At 55.6% G+C, this 24010-nt stretch carries 17 protein-coding genes; 11 read left to right on the top strand and 6 right to left on the bottom strand.

Annotated features, from left to right (window positions below; translation table 11 throughout):
• The first annotated feature begins 5 nt into the window (after positions 1–5).
• The 6 genes from C0456_RS06380 (at position 6) to C0456_RS06355 (ending at position 12587) form a co-directional block, all read left to right on the top strand.
• Positions 6–2843 (top strand): hypothetical protein, encoded by a 2838-nt coding sequence (locus C0456_RS06380; protein WP_291049742.1) that lies wholly within the window; start codon positions 6–8, stop codon positions 2841–2843.
• Positions 2834–3946, top strand: a complete 1113-nt coding sequence (locus C0456_RS06375; protein WP_291049740.1) for a hypothetical protein — start codon at positions 2834–2836, stop codon at positions 3944–3946. Before C0456_RS06380 ends, C0456_RS06375 begins: the two co-directional genes overlap by 10 nt.
• On the top strand, positions 3927–9476 hold the full coding sequence (locus C0456_RS06370; RefSeq protein WP_291049737.1) for a DEAD/DEAH box helicase: 5550 nt from the start codon (positions 3927–3929) through the stop codon (positions 9474–9476). Before C0456_RS06375 ends, C0456_RS06370 begins: the two co-directional genes overlap by 20 nt.
• Before the next feature lie 46 nt (positions 9477–9522).
• Positions 9523–11469 carry an AAA family ATPase gene (locus C0456_RS06365; RefSeq protein ID WP_291049735.1) on the top strand — a complete coding sequence of 649 codons (1947 nt, stop codon included), beginning with the start codon at positions 9523–9525 and terminating at the stop codon, positions 11467–11469.
• 66 nt (positions 11470–11535) lie between these two features.
• Complete coding sequence (locus C0456_RS06360; protein ID WP_291049733.1) at positions 11536–12183, top strand: hypothetical protein; 648 nt, start codon at positions 11536–11538, stop codon at positions 12181–12183.
• Positions 12180–12587: a hypothetical protein gene (locus tag C0456_RS06355; protein WP_291049731.1), complete on the top strand. Its 408-nt coding sequence runs from the start codon at positions 12180–12182 to the stop codon at positions 12585–12587. Before C0456_RS06360 ends, C0456_RS06355 begins: the two co-directional genes overlap by 4 nt.
• A gap of 73 nt (positions 12588–12660) precedes the next feature.
• On the opposite strand, the gene C0456_RS06350 is transcribed toward C0456_RS06355, so the two are convergent.
• On the bottom strand, positions 12661–13770 hold the full coding sequence (locus tag C0456_RS06350; RefSeq protein ID WP_291049729.1) for a Fic family protein: 1110 nt from the start codon (positions 13768–13770) through the stop codon (positions 12661–12663).
• Positions 13771–14058: 288 nt separating this feature from the next.
• Here C0456_RS06350 and C0456_RS06345 point away from each other — a divergent pair, with 288 nt between their 5' ends.
• From C0456_RS06345 to C0456_RS06335, 3 genes are read left to right on the top strand one after another with little or no spacing between them, the layout of a single operon-like run.
• The gene (locus C0456_RS06345) at positions 14059–15360 is read left to right on the top strand and encodes a cytosine permease (RefSeq protein WP_291049727.1); all 1302 of its coding nucleotides are present in this window, start codon (positions 14059–14061) and stop codon (positions 15358–15360) included.
• 21 nt (positions 15361–15381) lie between these two features.
• The gene (locus tag C0456_RS06340; RefSeq protein ID WP_291049725.1) at positions 15382–16800 is read left to right on the top strand and encodes a hypothetical protein; all 1419 of its coding nucleotides are present in this window, start codon (positions 15382–15384) and stop codon (positions 16798–16800) included.
• Between the two features lie 4 nt (positions 16801–16804).
• On the top strand, positions 16805–17344 hold the full coding sequence (locus tag C0456_RS06335) for a hypothetical protein (protein WP_291049723.1): 540 nt from the start codon (positions 16805–16807) through the stop codon (positions 17342–17344).
• Positions 17345–17390: 46 nt separating this feature from the next.
• On the opposite strand, the gene C0456_RS06330 is transcribed toward C0456_RS06335, so the two are convergent.
• The 5 genes from C0456_RS06330 to mobC are packed head-to-tail and all read right to left on the bottom strand — an operon-like array spanning position 17391 to position 21317.
• Positions 17391–18908 carry a type IV secretory system conjugative DNA transfer family protein gene (locus C0456_RS06330; protein ID WP_291049721.1) on the bottom strand — a complete coding sequence of 506 codons (1518 nt, stop codon included), beginning with the start codon at positions 18906–18908 and terminating at the stop codon, positions 17391–17393.
• Complete coding sequence (locus C0456_RS06325; protein ID WP_291049719.1) at positions 18905–19132, bottom strand: hypothetical protein; 228 nt, start codon at positions 19130–19132, stop codon at positions 18905–18907. The genes C0456_RS06330 and C0456_RS06325 overlap by 4 nt, the downstream gene beginning before the upstream one ends.
• Positions 19129–19620, bottom strand: coding sequence for a hypothetical protein (locus C0456_RS06320; protein WP_291049717.1), 492 nt, complete (start codon positions 19618–19620; stop codon positions 19129–19131). Before C0456_RS06320 ends, C0456_RS06325 begins: the two co-directional genes overlap by 4 nt.
• Before the next feature lie 18 nt (positions 19621–19638).
• Entirely contained in the window at positions 19639–20913 is a 1275-nt protein-coding gene (locus tag C0456_RS06315) for a hypothetical protein (protein WP_291049715.1), read from the bottom strand.
• On the bottom strand, positions 20910–21317 hold the full coding sequence (gene mobC / locus C0456_RS06310; RefSeq protein ID WP_291049712.1) for a plasmid mobilization relaxosome protein MobC: 408 nt from the start codon (positions 21315–21317) through the stop codon (positions 20910–20912). Before mobC ends, C0456_RS06315 begins: the two co-directional genes overlap by 4 nt.
• A 247-nt stretch (positions 21318–21564) precedes the next feature.
• Here mobC and C0456_RS06305 point away from each other — a divergent pair, with 247 nt between their 5' ends.
• Together C0456_RS06305 and C0456_RS06300 are read left to right on the top strand one after the other, a co-directional pair.
• Complete coding sequence (locus tag C0456_RS06305) at positions 21565–22347, top strand: META domain-containing protein (RefSeq protein ID WP_291049710.1); 783 nt, start codon at positions 21565–21567, stop codon at positions 22345–22347.
• A gap of 101 nt (positions 22348–22448) precedes the next feature.
• Entirely contained in the window at positions 22449–23930 is a 1482-nt protein-coding gene (locus tag C0456_RS06300) for an NAD(P)/FAD-dependent oxidoreductase (RefSeq protein ID WP_291049708.1), read from the top strand.
• Positions 23931–24010: the final 80 nt, after the last annotated feature.

The raw sequence follows: 24010 nt of genomic DNA, 5'->3' as shown, positions 1-24010 counted from the left end.
TCGTTTTGAATGATCTAGCAGGATTACAAGACCGGCTTTCCAAACATTACGCCCAGCTGCGCGACCTTAGGGCGACCGAGAACTATTCGGTCTATGCTATCGAGCATGGTCTAAATGCGGAGGAGTGCCGGAGCGCACTAGGTCTGCTGAGCCGTAGCTTTCGCGCAAACTCCAGCGCGGATTCGAAGCATTGGCTTATTTGGATCGCTGCTGCCGCAGAGGTTGGCTATCGGTACGACGGCGCGGAGTACTGGGACTCTTTCCGGGAAGCCGTCCCCGATTGGCTAGATCGCAACCGTGACAGGGATAGAATCCGCGAATTCTATCGAAGATTCGCTCAAACCCACCGGGGGCTAACTCCGTCGGGCCCATGGGCACGCCAATTTCCGATTATAGCGTTGCCAATTACTCACGCGATGCTGCCACGGTATCTGCAGCGGCATCTCGCTCGTGCATTGTATGATTTGCGTTTCCGACTAGCCAACATCTCGTCGCTGGAGCCCGCTGATGTAGGCCGATTGATAGCCGAAGAAGCTTATCATCCAGCAACCCGCTTTGCAGAATTCTTGCAACAAGAAGAACTCGTCGGTCGTATTGTGTTGGCTCTGCTGGGACATGCGGCCGACACGGCCGAGACAATCAGCCCACAAACGCTCCAACGGATTGCAGGCGATCTTGAACAAGTCCGTGACGCACGTACTTGGCTGCGCGAGGCCGCGCGTGTCATGGCGGATCGCATTCAAGGTACTGCCCCACCGTCCAGGTCCGGTACTTCCCAGCCTGCTTCAACTTCATCGCAACATTCTAACGTGCGTCCGACGATCTCATTGCGATACCTCGGAAATGACAAGTGGCAGCCTTTGTTGGAGGCACCTGATATGGCGGCAATTGCCGCACTCAATATCGATTTGGGGCGAGTGCTAAGACAAAGCCGCTGCCGCATCGCTGGAACCACTGATGAAAAGCCACCCGGTTACTTTGTCGGAGCGAAACGAAGAATTGTTCTGAAACGATGGCCAGTTGCACGAGAACCACTGTTCGCGTTCGCTCCAAACAATGACGCTCTTCAAGCGCTTGTTGGTGGCGATTGCGCGATGCCTGACGGGCCGCTGTGGCTTTTCCGCATAGGGGCCGACGGCATCGCCTTTCATATCAAAGGGCGTGTTGTCCACCCCGGCAGTAAGTATGTTTTGATATCGGAGTCGGCCGTCCAAACGCCGCCGAACATTGGGGCGACGTTGGAGCTACTGTGTGATGGTTGCGCCGCTTCTCGATTCGACCTGCCTAAAGCTCTCGACGCCGAAACCATTGCATGGCTAAGGCGGACTGGTCTTACGGTTGCACAGACAATTCGAGTTTGGCCAGCTGGGCTGCCAGCTATTTCTTGGGATGGCGAAGGAGACGCAACCTGGTTGCAGGGTGAAAATCCCATACTCGGTTTGCAACATGATCATCCGCTAGAGGGCTATCAGATTGCTTTAAACTCTGGTGCGCCCAGCTTCGTGAAAGCTGCTGCTCAGGGCATTCCCGTCTTCGTAAAGTTAGGCGAGTTGCCGAAGGGCAAGCACCGCGTGCGCATAACTGCAGTGCGCAAGAACACTGCCGACGCCACTCTAACAGGCGAAATCAATGTTTTGGTGCGCGAGCCTGCCGCTTGGATTCCAGGCTCGTTAGGCGGCGATGCCTTCAGCGTATCGCTGGAGCCATCTTCATGCAACCTCGAAGATTTGTTTGAGAATGTTGCAACCATTGTCGCGTATGGCCCCCAAAGCCGGAAGTGTACCGCGACGATTGTTCTCTCTTTGGTGAACGGTGACGAACTACTACGGGCGCAGGTATGCGAGCCGTTGGATTTTCCGATCTCGCCACAAGTTTGGCGTAAGAAGTTCACGCAATTCGCTTCACAGGGCGATTGGGCCTGGAGGTACCTTGACGCTGCCTCCGGAAAGCTCGTGTTCACAGTCGATGAATTGGGTGAACGAACATTCCCATTGCAACGGAAAACGCTGCCGCTTCGTTGGGTCGTAGTGAGAAAAGACGGCATTACCTCGGTCCGTCTGCTTGATGACACAGGCGCAGATGACAACGTGGCGACTTGCATCTCTTACGCGCTAGAGACACCTACACTTCTTACACCGCATACACGGCAGGATGCGCGAATCGGAATCGGCATTGCCGGCGCCGGCCGCCTTTTTTACTGCACAAGTGGAGATGACGCAGACCGACTTATTGTCAGCACTGGCCTAACTGGAAATGACCTTCAGGCGTTAGGTTTTGTACCAAACGTCAGCGATATTTCTGCGGGACGGACCACAACAGTGGAAGCCCTTGCCACGATCGAGGCATGGCATGGCGCGAGATTGGCTGGACCACTAGCGGACATCAGACGGCAAAAGATACTGGAGACGGTCCATTCCGCGCTCTTTCAACAAATTTGTGGTCCGGCGTGGAATCGCGCTGAGGCGCAGTTTCTAACTCAATCTGACGCGCGTTCGCGGGACGAACTACAAAGCCACGTTGTGAAGCGCGGCGGGTTCGCCGTCGTTTTAAAGCGGGATTACGCGACACTTCCCACAGATGGCATGGAAATAGCCGAGTGGTTTGGCGCTTTGGCAGACAGATTTGAAATTTGTAAGGACAGGTCGGCGTCCGAGTTTGCCCTTCGCCTTGCGAGCGCGCCCAACCGCATTCGCACATGGTACAAGAACGACCTTGAACGCCTGCTAGAGAACGTAACTCAGTATGCCGATGTCGCGAGAGGAGCGCGATTTCTCGCGCTCCTCTGCGCACGCGACAGCGAAGGGCATAACTCCAGAATGATTCCGAGGTGGCAATGGCAGTGACCACCCTTGCGCCGGATAAAGTTATCGCTGAGTGCGCAATATCGCTTGGGCTTTCGGCAGATATTGGCATTCAAAGCCGAGAATTTCTTGGAGCTACCGTTCGTCGCGTGGCGAGTGTGGCATGTCCGTGTGCAGCAGCAACGCTTCGTGCCCGCGTGATAGAAGCTCTGCAACACTTAGTTATTACTTCGAAGGATCTGACGGATCTGATCGACGATGCCATTGAAGGCCTCACCGTCGGAGGAGATTTTGTCGAGATCGTTTCCGTGGTAGATGCAAAAACTGCGGCGCGGACCAATTGGCTCTACGCCACACCGCCAAGTTTCGTGGTGCGGGAAAGTGGTACGATAGCTGTTCTTGGCGTCGCACCCGACGGCCAAGACTTCCTTCCTCAGAATGTTGCAAAGCGCATTACTGCGTGGGGGTACACGCGAGTTCTTAGACCGGACCCAAAAGAAAACTGGGAGCACGACCTTTGCGATCTAGGCCTAGTCAGGATTCCGGAAGATGCGTGGTGCAAACGACCGCGCGTAGAGATGCCAGCCGATCACTTAGCATCGCATGAAACGCGCCTAAATGCTGGATTGCCTTCGGGGGCGATTAGAGACTTAGAGATATTGGACCCGTCTCGATCACCTACCTATTATCCAGGCCGCTGGATCATTCCCACCCATCACAGCGGGACTTACGTTGCAAGACGCAAGCAAGAGTTCGGCAATCCGCTGTGGTGCTTCGTTCGCCTAGAGAGCGGCACGGCAACACGAGTTATCGACCTCCCAGCGCGTGTTTTTCGCTGGCGCGGATGTGATGCGGCTTGGCACCTGCAAATGGCCATCGATCACCTGCGTGGTGCTCCGCAGCTCTATCAAGTGAACAAGCACGAAGACGTTTATCGGATGCGCTTTTTTTCACCGCTGCCGCTCTGGGCGCAACGGAGATTGCTACTCGTGGCGATGAATACCGAAGCGAGCAACGGACTGCCGACATACGACTTGGCGGCGGAAGATCTCGCCTCCGAGGAAGCCTTTCTCAGAAACGAGCTTTGGCTGAAACGAACAGATAATTCCAACGGAGAAGCCCGATATGCGCCAAACAATTCATGAGGCCATCGAACAGTTGCATGGCGCCCTCAAGGACTACATCGAGGCCACATATCATATCAGCGACCCCGCACTCATAGTGCAGCGCGCCGCATTACTGGATCGGGCCTCCGTCATCCACCAAATTCCGTATTTGGAATCCACACCTAAGTATCAGACTGACAAGTTGTTCGGGGAAATCGAGGGTCTTCCGCCGGAAGTGACGATATTATTCGAGACTTTGGCGCAACCATCATCGTCCGGGCAGCGACTGCTTTATGACCCTCCCTACAAGCACCAATCTGAAGCTCTCCAGTATTCCCTCATAGACGGGAAGAACCTCGTGATCATGACTGGCACCGGGTCTGGCAAAACAGAGTCATTCCTCATGCCGATCATGGGAAGATTGGCACGCGAAGCGAGTGCATCACCCAAGAGCTTCTTGGCGCACAATGCCATGAGAGCGATGGTGCTCTATCCCATGAACGCTCTGGTCAACGACCAATTAGGAAGACTTCGTGCGCTGTTTGGCGATGAGCGCGTGGTGAAACAGTTCGGTCAATGGGCAGGCCGCCCACCACGCTTTGCGCGATACACCAGCCGCACTCCTTATGCCGGCGTAAGGACGAGCCAAAGTGACTCTCGAAAGCTGAAAGCGTTCGATGACTTCTACGTTGAGATCGAGCGGCAGGCGAGATCCGACTCCTTAGATATCCGCAAGCCGGCCCTTGAACTTAAGCAGGCGCTGAAAGATCGCGGAAAGTGGCCAGCAAAACCGGATTTGGTTGAGTGGTACGGCGAAAAGAACAAGCTGTGGATCAATCCAAAGACCGGCAAGTACCAGCGTGCCGTTTGCCTTCCCAACGACTCAGAACTGCTTACCCGTCAAGAGGTGCAGGACGCTCCGCCAGACTTGCTGGTTACGAACTATTCGATGCTCGAATACATGCTGATGCGTCCGATCGAGCGGACGATCTTCGATTCTACTCGCGATTGGCTCAAGGCAAATCCGGGCGAGTCTTTCTTGGTCGTGTTGGACGAAGCACACCTCTATCGGGGAGCGCCGGGCGCAGAAGTGGGCCTTTTGCTTCGGAGACTACGGGATCGGATTGAAGCGCCGATCGACCGGTTCAAAGTTATTTGTGCCACCGCAAGTTTCAAGGATCATACCTACGCCCCTAGTTTTGGAAGTCAGCTTTCTGGTTTGCCTGAGGGGACTTTCGTTCCCGTACGCGGCGCGCTCGATTTAAAGACATACAGCGCTACTGCCGACGTCCCGGACGCGGAATGCCTAGCGTCCATCGACCTTCAGTCTTTTTATGACTCAGCGACTGATGTCGAGAAGGTCGCCATTGCAGCACCGCTATTGGCGCGCCGCAAAATAGCGGAGAAGGCCTCCATAGAACTTGCGTTGTTCGAAGCGCTGAAAGACTACGAACCGCTCGGCCTGCTGATAAACTCTACGATGCAAAAGGCTCTTCCGATTGAGGGCCTTGGAAAGTTGATCTTTCCCGATGTGCAGGAAGATGTGAGCAGCAAGGCCATCACAACGCTTCTGGCATTCGGCAGTATCGCGCGGCCGGAGCCCAAAAGCGCGGGCCTTTTGCCTTGCCGAATCCACAACTTCTTTAGAGGATTGCCCGGCCTGTGGGTCTGCATGGACCCAAACTGTACGGTACTGGATGAAAGCGAAAAGTCAGGCATCTGCGGCACGATGTTTAGCCAGCCGCACGAGAAGTGTGGTTGCGGCGCGCGCGTCTTGGAGTTCTATACATGCCGTAATTGTGGCACAGCTTACGCGCGCGCTTACACTGATGATGTCGATCAGCCTGTGGTGCTCTGGAAGGACCCAGGTGACCGCTTACGCGCCGCTGATGGTGACGCAGGATCTTTGCTCCCGATCGATCTTTTGTTGGAGCCCGCAAAAGATGAGCAGGTTGCGGAACCAGCGGAATACGATCTCGAAACAGGGATGCTAAATGCGGTCTCAAGTGAGCGAGTACGAACCGTTTACTTGCGAAGTGCCAGAGTTACGGACGCAGCGGACGATGATGATGACGGTGACGATGCCGCGAACCTTGAATCTAGAGGGCAGTTTTGCCCATGCGGCGTTTGCGGAAAGGCCTCCCGTGGCCGCTCATATGTGCAAGACCATCAAACCAAGGGTGATGAGCCGTTCCAGGCGCTAGTTGCCCGCCAGATTGAAATTCAACCCCCGAGCCCAAACAATGCATCTGCGTTTGCACCACTTCGAGGCCGCAAGGTGCTTGCGTTTTCTGACTCGCGCCAAGTGGCGGCACGTCTAGCGCCTAATCTTCAAATGTATTCCACGCGGGATTCCCTTCGGCCTCTCATTGCGTGGGGAATGGAACGTCTGAGCCAAGTTCCCGCTTTGAGGTCCAGTTTGTGCCTGGAGGATTTGTATTTTTCGGTTCTTCTGGCTTCAAAAAAATTGGGCGTTCGCCTCAGACCTGAACTTAAGGGCTATGAGAGTTTCGGGGCGGAACTGGCAGTCGAAAATGCGATCGAAAATGGAGACGCCGACACCGACGCCGGGTTGCTAAGTCTGTGCTTTGAGTTGAGATCCGAGCGCCCGCCTGAAGCTCTTTTGGAAAACATTGTCGCAACGATAAACGACAAGTTCAGAGGCTTTGAATCTTTGGCGATCGCTTCGATTGTAGAAAAAAGCAAACACACGAGCGAACTGCAAAAGCTACCCGAAATTCCCGGTCTCCCTAATACGCCTGAAGCCAAAGTTGCGCTGGCGCGCGCGTGGTTTCGCTGCTGGCAGAGCTACGGATTTTTGCTCAACACGATGCCGCCTGTCTGGTGGAGACGCCCTCGCAAAGAAGGAGTAAGCGTTCGTGGGTTCAAGGGGAAAAAGCTGAAGGCATTCGAGAAGGTTCTAAAGGACAAGGCCGCCCAGAAAGTCTTCAATGAAAAGTGGCTCCCCAAACTTTTCGATACATTCGCGCCGGAGAAAAACGACGGCTATAAGGGACTGAAAGGCATCGAGCTTTCTCTACAGTTCGGTGGAGAATGGCACCACTGCGCAATATGCAAGTCAGTACATCGGATTATACCGGGCATAGCGCACTGCATCGATTGCGGTGAGGATGCTGTCGAGCCACTCGACGTAAACGAGAATTCTGTGTTTCTTGCTCGAAAAGGCTTTTACCGAAAGCCTGTTGTCGCGGCTCTAGGCGTTCCTCCGCGACAGCCATTCGCTTTAATTGCTGCGGAGCATACTGCTCAGCTTAACGCACCACAAAACGATGACGTGTTTTCAAAGGCGGAAGAAAACGAACTCCTTTTTCAAGATGTTGCTCTACCAAGCGTCGGTGGCAAACTGCGTGTCACCGCGATCGATGTCCTCTCTAGCACGACGACAATGGAAGTCGGTATCGATCTAGGTGCCCTCTCTGGCGTAGCACTTCGAAACATGCCGCCAGGCCGCGCAAACTACCAGCAACGAGCTGGTCGGGCTGGGCGCCGCGCTAATGCCGTCGCGACGGTCGTAGCATTCGGAAGTGCCGACAGTCACGACGAGCATTACTTTTCCAACCCAGAAGGAATGATCAGCGGCGATGTCATCGATCCAAGATTGACACTAGATAACAAAGACATTGTTTGCCGCCACATTCGCGCGTTTCTGCTGCAGAGCTATCATCAGGATCGAATAAAGTCCGTCGATCCGAATCAGCCGCACGACTTGTTCTCTGTATTGGGTACCGTCTCAGATTTTCGAAACGGCAAATACCCAATAGGCCGAGCGGATTTAGAAGTTTGGATAGCAGCGAACGAAGATGCGCTCAGAAAAAGACTAGATGCATGGATACCCTCGCAGCTTTCTACCGAAGACCGGGCAGCACTTCTCGCATCCTTTAAGTCTGATTGCCTGGCCGCCATAGACGATGCCATCGCTATCGAGTTATCTGATTCTTCAAGCGATGAGTCTGAGGAAGACGAATCGGAAGATGCGCCAGAAGAAGGTGACGAGCGCCCTCGTTACGCTTCCAATCAGGCAAAGCTTTTGGATCGACTGCTATACTGCGGGAAGCTTCCCCGATACGCATTTCCCACAGACGTAGCGACTTTTCACATTTTCGACGAAGGCCGATCGACAAAAAGACGCCCCATCATGCGCTTTGCGCCTTCGCAAGGGCTGCCAATCGCCCTGAGCCAATATGCGCCCGGAAAACAGGTATGGGTTTCCGGCAAGTGCTACACCTCTAATGCCATCTACTCGGTTTCTGACGAGCGTTTCGATGCATGGGAAAACAAGCGGATTTATATGGAGTGCCGCGATTGCGGTTATGCCAACACCTTTGCTTCGCATGAGGCGCAGCGCGGCGACGTCAAAGACTGCATTGCGTGTGGTGGATCAAATACATTTGGTGCTGGACGATACTGGTTGCGCCCTCCCGGCTTCGCCCATCCCATTGACGTATCCGAGGTAACTTCGCCGGACGACGTTCCCGAAACAAGTTACGCGACACGCGCGAAGCTGACGATGGACACACCGAAGGAGAGCGAGGGGTGGATCGCTGTCAACGACAGAGTGCGGATCTTGCCGGAACGCCGCCACTTGCTGGTTTCGAACACCGGCCCCGGCCGCGAGGGTTACACCTACTGCACGAAATGCGGACGCATAGAGGCAGACAAGGACCCTGACTCAAAGCTCATCGGCCCTCATCGTGTCCCGTTTCCAACGGACGAAGACAAACGTATCTGCGATGGGATTTCACCTACGAGACATATCGTTCTTGGCACCGACTTCATTAGCGATATCGCACTCTTCTCGCTTCGGGTGGCAAAGCCGATACAATTAAGACCAGCGCACACAGCAACTATGGTTGCGCTGCGTACGGTGAGCGAAGCATTGGCATCTACCGCAAGCCAGATACTTGGAATTGAGCCAGGTGAGCTTATGGCGGAATATAGACCGGCCATAACTCCCGCTGGAGTAAGCGGGCTAGAGGCCGAAATTTTCCTCTATGATACGCTTCCTGGCGGCGCTGGGTTTGCCCCGCAGGTAGCTAATCGTGGTCTCGAACTGTTGGAGCATGCTCTCCAGTTGGTGAAAGGCTGCCCAGAAGGATGCGACAGCTCTTGTTATCGCTGCCTACGCAGTTTCAAGAACAAATTTGAGCACAGCCTGCTTGATCGGCACGTTGGAACAGAACTGCTGGAGTACCTGCTGCTCGGCGAGTTGCCGAAATTTGACGCCCAACGAATTGCAGAATCCACCCAGATTTTATGCAAGGACCTTCAGCGACAACACGGTCAAGACGTATCGTTTAAGCTCAATCACAAGATCAAGACCGACGTTGGCGAGGTAACAGCGCCAATTCTGGTGAGCATGCCCAAGGGAAAGCAAGCGATCGTCGCGTTGTCGGGACCGCTCACGAGCGATCATCCTGACGATCCGGTGATTAGGGCGTTGAGGGATTCCGGAAGCGATATCCCAGTCGTAACTGAGAACGAGTTGGTTATTCGGCTCAACCTTCCGCACGCAACGCGTTCCGTTCGTCAGAAGCTCGTGCTGCCATGATTAATTCTATAGCCGCTAATAAGCATCGGCATGGCGAGGCGCTTCGATGATTGAGATTATCGGTGTGAATGAGGGCAAAGAGTTCGAGGCTGCCGTTCAACTTCGTAAGAGGATTATCGAAGCTTGGCCGCACATCGCACAAAGTCGTGACGACTTGATCAAAATCTTTGTTGGATTGAAGCTGTATGGTTACAGAATTGAAGACATTGATCTTCTCGTCGTTGGACAGTTGGCTACGCCAACGCAGTTCGATACTGAGTGTAAGTTCACGGATCGAGCGGGCGAGACTTATGTACCGCGCCGTGCGGCCGTTAAGAATTTCCTTCTCGTCATTGAAGTCAAATCCCATGACCCTTCAGGCGTGCGGTTCGACGACAAGATTGCATCGGTACGCTATATTCGATCTGGCAGGCCAGTCTGGGAGTCGGTGACTGAAAAAAATCGACAGCAGATGTTCGAGTTCAAGAAATACTTGGCCGATTGCGGCATCGAAAAGATCTATGCGCAGGACTTAATATATTTTACAGGGTTGCGCGAAAGCGACTTGCCTAAACGACCACACAACTGCTTCGGCACAGATGCTAGTTTTGAGCGTGTACTGAATATCCTAGGGCAGATCGCTTCTCCCCATCGCCGCGATCGAGATGCGCTGATTGCTTTCGGGCCAGACGATGTATTTGCCAAGCTGACCGATGGCAGTGTTCAGTTGCTTCAATCCATCGAACCCACGGCAATTGATCGAAAAAGAATGGATCGTATCGCGAAAGCAGCGCTGCCGGTGGGTTGGCTAGACGACATCGGTAGGAAGCAGGTGCTTGTTCGCGGACGAGGCGGCGTCGGCAAGACCGTTCTGCTTTTGCAAATGGCGTATCGGACTTTTGATAAAGATCTCAGTCGGTCGCTGATCTTGACTTTCAACAAAGCGCTAGTCGCAGACATGAGGCGGACAATGGCCCTGATGGGCGTTCCGAAAAGCATCGAGCACGGTGGAATATCCATAGAGACAATCCACGGCTTTATTGGGCGCGTGATGATCGAACTGGGGGTCATGAAGAGCTACGACGGATTCTTGGAAAACTATGACGCCCAGAAAGCGCAGCTACTCCAATATCTGACGAGCAAAGCCATATCCGATGACGACTTGACTAACCTCTTGCAGAGCAACGCCGCTGAATTTCATTGGGATGCCATTTTCGTCGATGAAGGCCAGGATTGGCCCTCTGACGAGATCGAGATACTACGTTTCATTTATGGATCCCATCGGATAATTGTTGCCGATGGCGTCGATCAGTACGTTCGGTCATCAGTAGCCGATTGGTTTCAAGGCGTGGCGAGTAACGAACGGCACTCGCACAGGCTGCACAAGTGCCTCAGGATGAAAGCCAACCTGACGGCTTTTGTCTCCGATTTAGCCGCCGAGTTGGAATTGAACGGCTGGGAATTGGAACCGAACCTGGAGGCAAATGGCGGACGGGTCCTAATTGTCGAGGGTGATATTGCAAGGGATACGGCATTCGTCGAGCAGGTTTGCGCCGAAGCACATGCGTTGGGGAATTACCCTATCGATCTTCTTGCATGTGTTCCGCCAATGTTGGTCAGCGTACAAAACACCGAGGCGCCATCAGTACTAGGTCACGCAATGCTGTCTCATGGCTTGGGCGTTTGGGATGGCTCCTCTGTCGATGTGCGCGAAAAGTTTCCAACGGATAGAGATGCCTTGCGCATTGTGCAGTACGACTCTTGTCGAGGTTTGGAAGGTTGGACGGTCATCAATTACGCGTTTGATGAGTTCATTCAGTATAAAATTGCTCAGGCACACGGACTGGATGGTGTGGATCCCATAGAGTTTGCATCACGCTGGGCAATGATACCTCTCACTCGCGCAATGGACAGGCTGATTATAAATGTTTCAAAAAGCCCATCCCACATAAAAGAGGCCCTAGCGGCGGTGCACAAGCGGCGAGAGGATTTTGTCGACTGGATTACTGTTTGATTTCGTTTGTCGTGCGGGTTCGCATGTTGGTTCATATGCTACATTGCATGACTGACCGCCTGTGAAGTGCAGCTTTTCTATCTGACCCTGACCGAGGCCGTCACCCGCTCGCTTCCGCGCTTCGCTTCACTTCGATTGTGCGACTCCAATCACCCAAGGGCTTGTGCGAGGGTTAATCTCGGTGCGACGGCGGAGATCGTGCCTAGTGAATGTACCGAGCCGGACCATCGTAGCATTGGTGATTTTCTCTATAACTTTGCGCAGTATACGATCTGGGGACGGATGAGTCACTTGCAATTATTCTCGCCCGAGTTGACGGGTCCGATAGATCATTTCCAGCCTTATGATGAACCCTACCGTCGAGCGCGCTCAGCGCAACGGGTTGCCCGCTCCATTCGCTTCGCTCCCGTGTTGCCCGTTTCCCCGCAAGCGGGTGCGCTGATCTTGTTCGCTCTCACGGCTCGTCGGGTCATCGGCTGGAATGATCCGGCCGTCCAACGAAAGGACGAACAGATGACAAAGCAATCCAAATCACCAAGCCACATCGCTTACGTTGTGCGCAAGATCGGTGAAAAATCCTACTTCGATCGCATCGGAGCCGCCTGGGCCAACGCAGACGGGGAGGGCTTCACCATCCGCCTCAACGCCCTGCCGATGACAGGCGAGATCGTGATCCGCAAACCCAAAGCCGATGAGAGCGGAGGTGCTCAATGAGCACCTCTACTTCCCTAGGCTACGATGCCGGCCATCCTTGGTACTATGTCCTGGGCGGCGTGCCGCTCGGTCCCAAGAAGATCCTCAACGCGGTGCGTCGCAGAGGTTATCGCGGCTATCTGCAAGACGAGATCGCATCCGCCGATGGGCGCTGCGAGCCACGTCGCTCGCAAGAGCTTCGGTCAATCCGGCAAAAGGTTGCTTCGAGCCTTCGTGATGACCTCGCCCAGTATCGCCGTGCCGTCTTGCATCTGCGACGTTACCGAAAGTCCAGTGACCGGCAGAGCTGCACGGACATCCACACAGCGGTGAGTCTCAAACATAACCACCTGTTCAACGATCTGGCGCATCTCGATTGGATCGATGAATTGCTATCGGTGCAACTTGATCTGTTCGAGTGCTGAGTACCGGCGCGCTCCCAATACGCCTCGTTGGGCGTGTTGGGAGTCTTTGATACGATCGTGGGAGTTGTCGCTCTCAGTCTTCCGGTTTGATCAACGAGTAGGACGTGGAGCGTCCGCCGCCTTGGTCTTTTTGGAGGATGCCCAGCTTGATCAGACTTTCGATGTCGCGCCCTGCGGTGTCTTGAGAGCATTTGGCGATCTTGGCCCATTTCGAAGAGGTCAGTTTTCCTTCGAAGCCATCGAGTAGCTTGTTGAGCATCAGACGCTGGCGATCGTTGAGATTGGCGTTTGCATGCCGTTCCCAGAATTTCGCTTTGATCAGGACTGCGCTGAGGATCGTTTCCGCGCCGGTGAAGGCGCGATCAAGACATCCCAGAAACCACTCCAGCCAACTCGTGATATTGAGGTCGCCGCGCTGCGTTGATTCCAGGAAAAAGTAATAAGCGGCGCGCTCCACTCTGATCTGCGTGGACATCGAGTAAAACCTCTGCGCACTGCCTTCGGAGCGCGCGAGACTCAGATCAGCAATGGCGCGCGCGATGCGTCCATTCCCATCCGCAAACGGATGGATTGTGACAAACCACAAATGCGCAATCGCGGCTTTGAGGACAGGATCAAGCGTGTCCTTGGCATTGAACCATTTCAGGAAGGCTTTCATCTCACCAGGAAGCTTGCTGGCGGACGGCGCTTCAAAGTGAATGCGCTCGCGACCGATCGGACCCGATACAACTTGCATCGCGCCTGATGAATCGTCCCGCCAAGCACCGACGATGATCTTAGACATGCCCGATCGCCCCGTTGGGAATAGGGCGGCATGCCATCCGAACAATCTTTCTTCGGTCAGGGCTGCCGAATAGTTTTGGGTCGCATCGAGCATCATCTCGACAACGCCCTCGACATTGCGGTCGGCAGGCGTCAAGGCGCCGATATCTATTCCGAGGCGGCGGGCCAGAGATGAGCGAACCTGATCGGCATCAAGATGTTCGTTCTCGATCTCGCTAGTTTTCAGGACATCTGAGGTCAGTGTTCGCAGGACGGCTTCATTCTTCAGGCTGAGGCCCAGCATCTCCATGCGCCCGAGCAAACGGCCCTGGCGATGGCGCAATCCGGTCAGGATCGCCGCAATGGCGGGCTCATCCCAATGGAAGGATGGCCACGCGTCTCGTTCATGGATATAGGTCATTCTCCGCACCTCTTGCAGAGATTATGCCCTGAGATGCGGAGAATAGCAAGTCTTTTATCCGCAGATAATGCGGAGAATAAGGCGTTTATTCTCCGCATGAGGCCAAGTTGGTTCAAAGAGGCCTATTCACCTGTCAGACAGAGGCGAATACGCACCAGTGCATTACGATCCGAGCCGGTCAGCGGATTTAGTCCTGGGATATTGGAAAGGCGCAGTCATCCAAAGGGCGCAAGCTGGTCGTTGCGTTGCGCGTTAAAATAGGCAATCATAAATCACAGGGGGCTTATCATGACAGCGTTACATACCGATTTTGCACGTGCGCCAGTGCCCGAAACAGCACGCCGCGGAAGTCTTTGGGTCGCGGTCACGTCCGCTGCATGGATCATCGCTGTGACAACCTTGTTCACCGGCGGTTCGCTCGGGGTAAGTTTGGGCTTGACGCAGGCCCTCATCGCTATCGTCATAGGTTTAAGCCTCATTGCCATTATAGGCGGGCTGCTCGGCCAGTTAGGCGCCAAGCACGGCGTCTCTACAGCGATGCTTGCTCACTATACTTTTGGCAAATACGGCGCCTCCTTGTTAGGTGTCGTCATCGCCCTCACCTTGGGTGTCGGCTGGTTCGCTTGGCAGGTTTCCTTCTTTGCCGTCACCTTACGCGAAGCTTTTCCCGATGAGGTTTGGTCTGAGCCCCGCTGGTCGATGATTTGGAGCGGCACCCTTATGACCGCAACAGCGTTTGGCGGCTTTAAGTGGCTGTCTCGGTTGAGCATGGTCGCTGTGCCGCTTGTACTTGCTCTCTCCGCCTACGGCATGTTCATCGCGCTAGAACAAGCACCAATTCAGAGCGAAACAATGCCGGACGGATCGATGAACTTATTCGGCGGCATTACGGCTGTGGTCGGAAGCGTCATATTCGGGGCAATCGTTCTGCCCGATATTTCCCGCTACGCTCGTTCACGTCTTGGCGGCATCGCCGTTTCCAGCGGCTATGTGGGCGCGGGACTAATTGTGATGGTCGCAGGAGCGGTCATGGCGACTGCAGTGGCTGTTCCCGCAATTGGGCAGACGGCGAACATCCCCGCCGTCATGGGCGCCCTTGGTATGGGCTTTGCAGCCTTTTTTGTCCTGCTATTCGCGCAGTGGACGACAAACGACAGTAACTTGTACTCAGGTGCTCTCGGGTTGTCCGCAGCAACGCGCGTACCGAAGGGTATCCTGGTGATTGCCATGGGAATAGCGGGAGTCACAATTGCCTCTCTTGGCATCCAAGATCAGTTTGTGCCTTTTTTGAATGTGCTCGGCACATTTATGCCGCCTGTGGCCGGTGTCATGATCGCGGACTATTATGTGACTTCGAGAAGCCGATCAGAAGCATTCGATGCCTCCAGTCCTGTGCCGACGCTAAACTATCTCGCGATTTTTTCTGCCATAGCGGGAGGCCTCATCGCCTCGGTACTCGCAAACCTGGGCGGCGTCTTTGCAGCAGCGGCAATCATCGGATTCCTGTCTGCGATGATCTTGCACATCCTCCTTACCAAGATTGCGCAAACAATGCGCTTTGCAACGGCAGCCGGAACTTCTCTTCTCTAGGACGCTATCAAAGGCATTTAAATGCTGGTCTTTACAATCGCTTTGCTGCTCGTCTCGCTGGTAGCATTTTTGGTGATCGGTTCGTTGCAAGCGAATACGATCAAAACTCGCGAGGATATGTATTCGGCGTCGTCCGGCCTCGATAGATTCCAAGTTGCGCGAACGGTCCTAGCGGCAAACGTCTCTATCGCTGGCGGAATGCAATGGTTTCTCGTGCAAGGCTCCGATGTAGGGCTTCAGATTATTCTCTGGGGGCCGATCGCTGTGTTGATAGGCATGTATCTCAACGCCATTTTTGTTGAGCGCTATGCACCGGAGAACGTGTTTACCGGTTATAGCTCCTTCACGACGATGGTGCGCGATTTGTTCGAAGGCAGAGCGGCGACTGCAGTGCTGTTGATCATTACCAGTTTGGGCTCTCTCACCATCCTGCTGATTGAAATCTATGTAGGGGTGCAGGTTCTGAAGGTCTTTTTTCCTCAGATCGACGTCGCAGGTATCGGAGTGCTCGGTTTTGTCGTGGCCGCCGTGACTCTCTACGCTGTGATGGGGGGATTGCTGGGCATCGTACGCAACGACTGGATTCAAAATGCCATCATTGCATCAGTTGGTATTGTTGTGGTGATCGTCATAATCGGCGGGTCCACTTCCCCTTACCATGAGGTTAGGCCCGCTCCTGCTCACGAATACACGCCCATGGGCATAGACTTGATCACCTGGCTTGTGATCGTGAACCTGTTTTTCATTCCAACGCAACTGCGCTTTTGGCAGGTAGCAGGTAGCGCCGTCAGCCGGTCGGATTTTGTAAGAGGATATAAACGCGCCGCCGTCCAAACTGCGCTATTTTGGTCATTGCTGGCTGTGGCAGGTTACGCTCTACTTCACTATACTGGCAACTCCTTCGAGACGCTCGACGGCCTCTTGAGTGACCTGAAAAACGGACCTCAGCATATCGCCATCTCCGTGATGTTCGCCATCATATCGCTGGCCGCGTTTGCCGCACTTGTCAGCTCGGCCGATTCCGCGATCATATCGCTCGCTCAGGCGGCCTCCGATGTTTTGGTGCCGGCATCCAACAACGTTCTTCTTCAACGTGCGATCGTCGCGGCAGTAGGCTTACTTTCATTCGTAATCTATGTGGCCGTGTTTCTAGTTCTGGGTACGCAGTTTTTTGCGGTTTTTTCGTCGGCCTTCAGCCTGTTCATTTTGATCGCTCCGATGGTCGGGATCGCGCTCGTCGATAGGGCGACCGCTAAGTCGAAGCTTTACCAGTATGTGTCCCTTGGCGGGCTTGTTGTGAGTTTGATCGTGGTTCTCTTGAGCACCTACACGGCCCTACCGTACTTGCCGAACTCGCTGTGGGCGGGGGCGATCGGGTTTGCAATCTGCTTGGTCGCCGCAGTATCAGCAGCGCTCATTGCGCGCCGACATCGGGGTTAGTTGCATGTCCCCAATCGTCCAGGCGGTTATATCCACCATGGCTGCGGCAATGGTCGCGCACGGATTCTTAAGCTTCGTCTCGTTCTGGCTGTTGCCCAAGGGGATTGTCGCGGATATTCGGAGGCTACGGTTTACGCCGCAACCGGATGACGATCAGTTCAAAGCATTGCCGATGATCCCGAAGATGCTTTTCAAGGCTGAATCTGCAGACACATATATGTTTTCCAATTACCAACTGACTTTCTTTGAGAAATTTGGAATACCGACGTTAAAGGTTCTCATTGCGCTGACGGTAGGTTTATGGGCTCTCGGAGCGGTCTTAGGTATCGTGCCCGTCCAAACCACTCTCAATGAGTTGGCTCCTCCTGGCGACCCGTATCCATGGAGCGCAATTAGCAACGCGCTAATATTTGTCGGAGTGGGAACCTATGTCGCGTATTTTGTAGTTTTCACAAAGCTTGATGTCCTGCCTTTACTTTGCGATGTGGACGAGCGTTACAAGAAACTAAGCCCTCTCATGCTGGTCATTCGGATGGGAGCGTAAAAAGCGGCTTCGGAGACTAAGAGATCGCGCGAACAAAGGTGATTTCTTACGGTGGATCAACGTTCATGGTCCGGGTGGATGATCCACGTAAGCGTGCCAACATCGCTTCAATTTCATCATCAGGCCCCGCTCCGAAATCCGTGGGAGCCTGACATGGGTTCAGGCGTGGGGGCAGGGCCGGTCGTCGCATCAAGTGCGCGTACCGATCGGGCTTTTGCCTAAGATCACGCAAGTAGCCGCTGACTTCAGGTCGCTCCCAATAGTTGGGAGCATCGACATTGAAGAAGCCGCGATCGCGAATGTGCAAAAGCGCGCGCACGCCGCCAGTCATTTCGCGAAGGTCTTCAACCTGGATCAAAGGTCGTGCTTGCTCGATGAGACTATCGCCTGATCCGTTGACCTGATTGTTGTTCACGGAAAAACCGCGCACCATAACGCTGGTTTTTCCTGACAAGTACTCGATCTCTCGCGCCGTTTGCTCATCGGGTAGGCCGCGATAGAGCGTCAGGGCGACGGCCTTCTTCCAAAGGCGTAAAACTTCCTCGCCATACTTGGCCTTGATCTGTGCACCGGCATTTTGGAACACGCCCAGGAAATTGATCCCGCCATCTCGAAACAGCGTCAGAATCTCGTAGAAGTTCGAGACATAGAGCTGGCCCCATTCTTCACCGACGACCAACGCGCGAAGATCGCCATATCCATCGACGAACCGCTCGATCGTGGCCGCCGCCATCATGCCGACGAAGTTCCGGCTCGCTTCACTTCGCGCCGAGCCCATGATGAAGAGCGCCGTGCGCTCCTTCTTCATGTCAGCGGGGTCAAAGCTGTTGGCCTCGGTCGCGTATCGCGCTGCCGTTCCTTTTTGGAAAATCTGCAAACGCTCCACGATCACGGACGCATAGGCGTTCCATTGATCGGGCGAGCTTGTCCAACTCGCAATCTGCTCGCAGATACCGGCTTGCTCTTCGAGCCGTTCGTCGGAGGCCCATAGCAACATGCTTTGCGCTATGTCTTCGCGGCTTCGACCGAAGAAGTCCCATGCGCCGCCAGGTGTGCAGGACCAACGCGGATGCTTCAGCCGCGCCGAGATCGCATAGTATGTGGCCACCATTGTGCGAACGCCCTGACCGATCCAGCGCGTCCGAGGTTCAGGATCGATCGGGATCAGAAAGCTGGCCGCGTCGTAGGCGGCTTCGCCCAGCAGTTTCCACAGAGCTGGATTAGCCGCGATTTCAAGAACGCGGGTGCAAGGATTGTATCGCTGGCTTGGGTATCCGTAGAGGTCACCCGTGTTGATAAACAGAACCGTATAGCCCTGCCGCTCCAACGTCTTCCATGTTGCCCAGGCAACTTCGCCATTCTTTGGATCGGTGATGATCTTAGAAAAGTGCGCTGTGCGGGGAGAGACTGCGTTCACGCCTAAAAAGCGTGTGAACTTGCCTTTGCCCATTTGCGCATCGATCGCGACAGGTTCGACGCCGTCGTAAATGACAGGCTCGCCCTCGAAAAAGCCGAACTCCAGTCCGCGCCGCACGGCTCGTATGGAGTTGCTCGGGATGTTCACACGAAGCCTCCGTCTTCCAACGAGCGGCGATCATTGAGCATCGATCGTCCGAGCTGGCCGCTGGGGTTGGCGATCAACATCGCGTGGAGCTGCGCCGCCGCTTGCGCTTCGGCCCGCATCCTCGCCATGCGGGCCTCCGCCGCGTCCTGCCAAGACAGCCGCTGCTGGTGTTGGGATTCCCACATCCAAAAGAACTGGTGGAGTTGAATAAGCTTGCCGATCATCTCTCGTCCTCATCATCCCAGCTTGCATATTCGAAGGGGCGGCGAGGCGGCTCTTGGCGCGTCGCAGGAGGCTGCATCAATGGCGGTAGAACTTGTTGGGCTTCGGCTTGCGCTTTTTCTCTGGCTTCCTGGATGACGCACTCCACCACGAGCGAGCCCATCACATATCCGCCGAGAACGACGTAGCCCCAGTAATCCACTTGGGTATCAGATTGGAAAAGCAGGAGGCAAAAGTAGGTAAAGGTGGGGGCCAGAATAGCACCTAGAATCCCGCGTGCGATAAAGGCTCGTGCTTCTTCAGGCGTGATGGTCATGCTGCCAATCGTGAGCGGCTCATTCCATGCGATGATGCACATGATGGTGAGGATGAGCGCCATAAATGCCGCTAAAGCGGCAATAATCATGAAAATCGAAACTATCACGACGCCGATAAACGCTACGATCGCGAGGACGAATGCTCCCTCGCCGTTTTGTTGTTGCTGTTGCATGTCAGTCTCCGTTGCTACTTACTGGTCAAGCTTGAGGGAAAGGCTATTCGACCTCGCCTGCGTTTGCGGCGGATCAGGTTGGCGGGCGAGTTTGAAGTAGCGGCCAATGTCGCGGCGAAGCTCTTTGAGCTGCGAGGTCTGCATCTTGCGATGATCTTGAAACTTGGCTTGTAGGATGCGTCGCTCGCCTAACTGGCGCTCGATCAGTTGATGGCGTTCCAGTGCGTGTCGCTGCTGTGTGGCAAGTGCCTCAGCTTGGTTCTGCCGTTTGATCTCGCCCGTCTTGCCCGTGAAGAAACTCCAAAGGCCTTTGAGGCCGCGCGGAAGGCGCGCTTGGCGTTCGAGCGTTTCCCGCGTCCACTCATCATTGAGGCGCGTGTCGAGTGCGGTGCGTTCTTTGCGATGAAGATGCGTCATCTCCATCTTGTAGTGGGCGAGCTTAGCCGATCGTTTTTGGAACGCGGTGCGCGATTCTTCGATATGGCGGCGGATGGCCGGCGTCATACGCTCGGCGATCTGCTTTTGCGCCTCTGCCACAGACTTTAAATCCGTAGGCTCGCCAAGCTTGGCGCGCAAATCTTTGGTTTTGAGGTCCAGGGTACGAGACAGCGCGTGAACTTCGCCGTTGTGATCGATGATCACCAGCGCGCGCTTGTCTCCTTTAGCCAGTGCAATGCCTCGCGCTTCCAGCGCGTTCTCGAAAGCCTTGCGCCCATCCGATATCGCCCAGGCATCCTGCACAGCCATCTTGATCGCGCGCGGGTCTTCACCTCTGCGCTTTGCGCGCTGATACTCGGCCAGTGAAAAGTTTGTAGGATCGCGCTCGGAGGCTTTCGTCATCCCTCGCGGCATCGGGTAGCCATGCTGGAGATACTGCTCTCGCGAAACCTCCATCATTTTGTTCTTAAAGAAGGGGAGTGGCTTCGCCGTCATCGTTGACGCGTCAATGCGCGACCACACGGCATGCGCATGCCGTCTGCCTTCTTTTTCGTGGAAGACAACAGTTCGGGGCTGGCCATTCAGCCCCGTGATTTCTTCGACCCGATCAATCGCAGCCATGAAGTCCTCGACCGAGAGGTTGGCCGAGGACGGCGGCGATAGACTGACGGAAAAAAGATACTGTTGGCACTTCGTGCCGCGCCGGATCGCATCCACTTCCTTGAACGCGTCGTGCAGGTTTTCGCCGACAAAGCCTCTGAGCTCGGCGATGTGGACATGCTCGTTCTCATCCGTGCGGGTGAGGTGCGCGGCAAGGTTCACGCCGCTGCCGCGTTGGGAAGCCTTGATGATCATCGCGTGCCCCCGTCTTTGAGGCCGAGCGATTGGATCAAAAGGCCGCGCATCTGCGCGATGCTCGCGAGGCAAAACGCAAGTTCAGCCTGCTCTTCAGTTGTCTGCTCAAGAATTCCTAGGTTGGCTGCATGGGCAAGCTGGTTGAGATTGTTGGAAATTCGGGATTGACCAAGCAGGGCGAGGATTTGGGCCAATGCTTCTCTATCGGCGACGGATGCTCGCTGCCGGAGGGCAGGGCCGGACAAGGCCTTTCGCTTGATGTATGCGCCGAGCGGCATTCCTTGAGCTTCCGCCTCAAGCTGCGCCCGCTCGCTAGGCGAGAGCCGAATCGAGAACGGATGGGGCCTCGCCGCTGTCTTTTTATCGCGAGAAACTGAAGGTGTTGCGGAGCCGTCCAAACTCATGGTGACGGCCCCCGAAAGTCGGGTATTGTCGTCTCAAGATACTCGTTCCACTCAGCCAGAACGTCCAGAATCGGGTTCAGAGGGTCCCCTTCGGGGCCCACCATTTTCCTTCCCCCGCCGGGTTCTGGCCTGCCGCCACTGTGCGCAGGGGCGTTGCCTTTCTTTTGATCCGATTTGGCCGGATTATCGGGGCGTTGGCGTTATAAGGCAGGGCACGGCCCATTGGCCCGCACGAGGAGGCACTGTGATGAAACTTTCCCATATGCTGATGATGGCGGTGGCGCCCCTGGGGCTGATGGCGTGTTCCGGCGAGCCCCCGGCCCCGCAGACACCGGCGGAGGCCGAGGCGCCCGCAGAGCCTGCGGCTGAACCGGCTCTGTGGACCGCGCGGGGCAATGAGCCGGGCTGGACGGTGACACTGGACGGCGCCACGTTGACCTACATCTATGCCTATGGCGAAGGCCGGTATGAGGCGCCCCAGCCGCAGGCGGAGACCATCGACGGCGGCAGGCGCTATGCGACTGCCGATGGCGTACTGAGCGTGACGGTGCTGGACAAGGTGTGCGCCGATGACATGAGCGGGATGCCCTATCCACAGACGGTCACCGTGCAGATGGAAGACGCGCGCGTGCAGGGATGCGGCGGGGATACCAATGACCTGCTGAAAGGCGCCTGGACCGTGACCGAAGTGAACGGGGCCCCGGTGGTGGCGGGTTCTGAGCTGACGGTGACATTTGAAGCCGAAGCGGCGCCGGCCCCGGCCAATCCCGGCCAGTTCGTGCCCTCAGCCGGCCGCGTCAGCGGCAAGGCGGGGTGCAACGGCTATGGCGGCGACTACACCATCTCCGGCGAGGGGCTGGTGATTGGCGATGTTTTCCACACAGAGATGACCTGCGAGCCGGATCTGATGACGCAGGAAGCGGCGTTTCTGGATGCCATCAGCAGGGTCTCGATGATCATTTTCGATGCGAACGGTGAGATGGAACTGCGGGACGCCGAGTTCCGGCAGCTCACTCTGCGGCGGCAATGACGGCTGACCCGCGGGCACCGGTTGACGCGCTTGTCAGCGCTCAGCAATCTTTGCCGCAAGATGGCGTGAAAGCACGCCGCCAATGGGAGGATTTGCAGGCGATGGACACAACCGTCAGCAAGAGTACGACTCGGATCGCCATTCTCGGCGCGGGCATGAGCGGGCTGGGCGCGGCCGCCAAGCTCAAGGAAGCGGGCTATTCGGTCATCGACATCTTTGAGAAATCTGGCGGGGTAGGCGGCACCTGGCGGGACAACACCTATCCGGGCTGCGGCTGCGATGTGCCGAGCCACCTCTATTCCTATTCCTTCGAGCTGAACCCGGACTGGGACTATAAATGGTCCCTCCAGCCGCAGATCCTCAAATATTTCGAGGACTTTGCCGACAAGTATGATGTGCGCCGGCATTGCCATTTCAATACCGAGATTACCAGCTGCCGTTGGAACGACGCTTCCAGTACCTGGACGATCACTGACCGGGCAGGGAAGGCCTATACCGCCGATGTCCTGATTTCCGGGCTTGGCCAGCTGAATATTCCGTATACGCCCAATTTCCCCGGCCTCGACACATTCAAGGGCGCCGCGTTCCATTCGGCGCGCTGGGACCATTCGGTGGATTTGAAAGGCAAGACTGTAGCGGTGATCGGAAATGGTCCGAGCGCGGTGCAGTTTGTGCCGGAGATCCAGAAGGTCGTCGGCAAGATGCTGAGCTTCCAGCGCTCGCCGGCCTGGTGCCGTCCGCGTGGGCAGCGGGCTTATGACGCCAAGGCGAAGAAGTATTTTGCGGGCGCGGACTGGCGGATCAACTGGTATCGCTGGCGCATCCGGGCCTTTGCCGATTTCGGCTTTGGCGCCTTCCTGCAGAAGTCGCCCATGGGGCTTTCCAAATCGATGAAGAAGATGTGCGAGAAGCATCTTGAGGACCAGGTGAAAGACCCGGTTCTGCGCGAGAAGCTGAGGCCCGACTTCGAGCCGGGGTGCAAGCGTATTCTGATCTCGGATGATTATTACCCTGCGCTCTGCCAGCCGAATGTCGAGGTGCTGCGCCAGGGCTTCAAGGCGGTGACGCCGGACGGCGTGATCGGCGAGGATGGTCAGGAATACAAGTGTGACGTGATCATCTGGGCGACGGGGTTCCAGTCGACCGAGTTCCTGACGCCGATGGAAGTTTACGGCCGGAATGGCCTCAGCCTCAACCAGGCCTGGAAGGATGGCGCCGAAGCCTTCAAGGGGCTGGCGGTTTCCGGCTTCCCGAACTTCTTCATGCTGTACGGGCCCAACACCAATCTCGGGCATAACTCCATCATCCTGATGGTGGAGCACCAGATCCACTACATGATCCAGTGCATCGACAAGATTGCCGAGAAGGGCGTGGCGGCGATTGACGTGACGCCATCTGCGATGACGGCGTATAATGTGCGTGTACAGAGCGAGATTGCCAAGACGGTCTGGGCGTCTGACTGCCACAGCTGGTATAAGAACGAAGCCGGTAAGGTGACCAATAACTGGTATGGCAAGACCACCGACTACAAGAAGGAAACGCGCATTCCGGACTGGACGGATTTCGAGGTGGTGAAGGGGTAGACCCTCACCTCCCACGCGCTCCGTGGCCGTTTGGCGCTGCGCTTTCGGCGAAGTCCCAACCCCTCTCCCGCGAAGTGGGA

This window comes from Hyphomonas sp., from assembly GCF_013823385.1.
Classification (GTDB): domain Bacteria; phylum Pseudomonadota; class Alphaproteobacteria; order Caulobacterales; family Hyphomonadaceae; genus Hyphomonas.
Note: the sequence above shows the minus strand (reverse complement) of the source record. Positions and strands in the feature narration are given on the sequence as shown.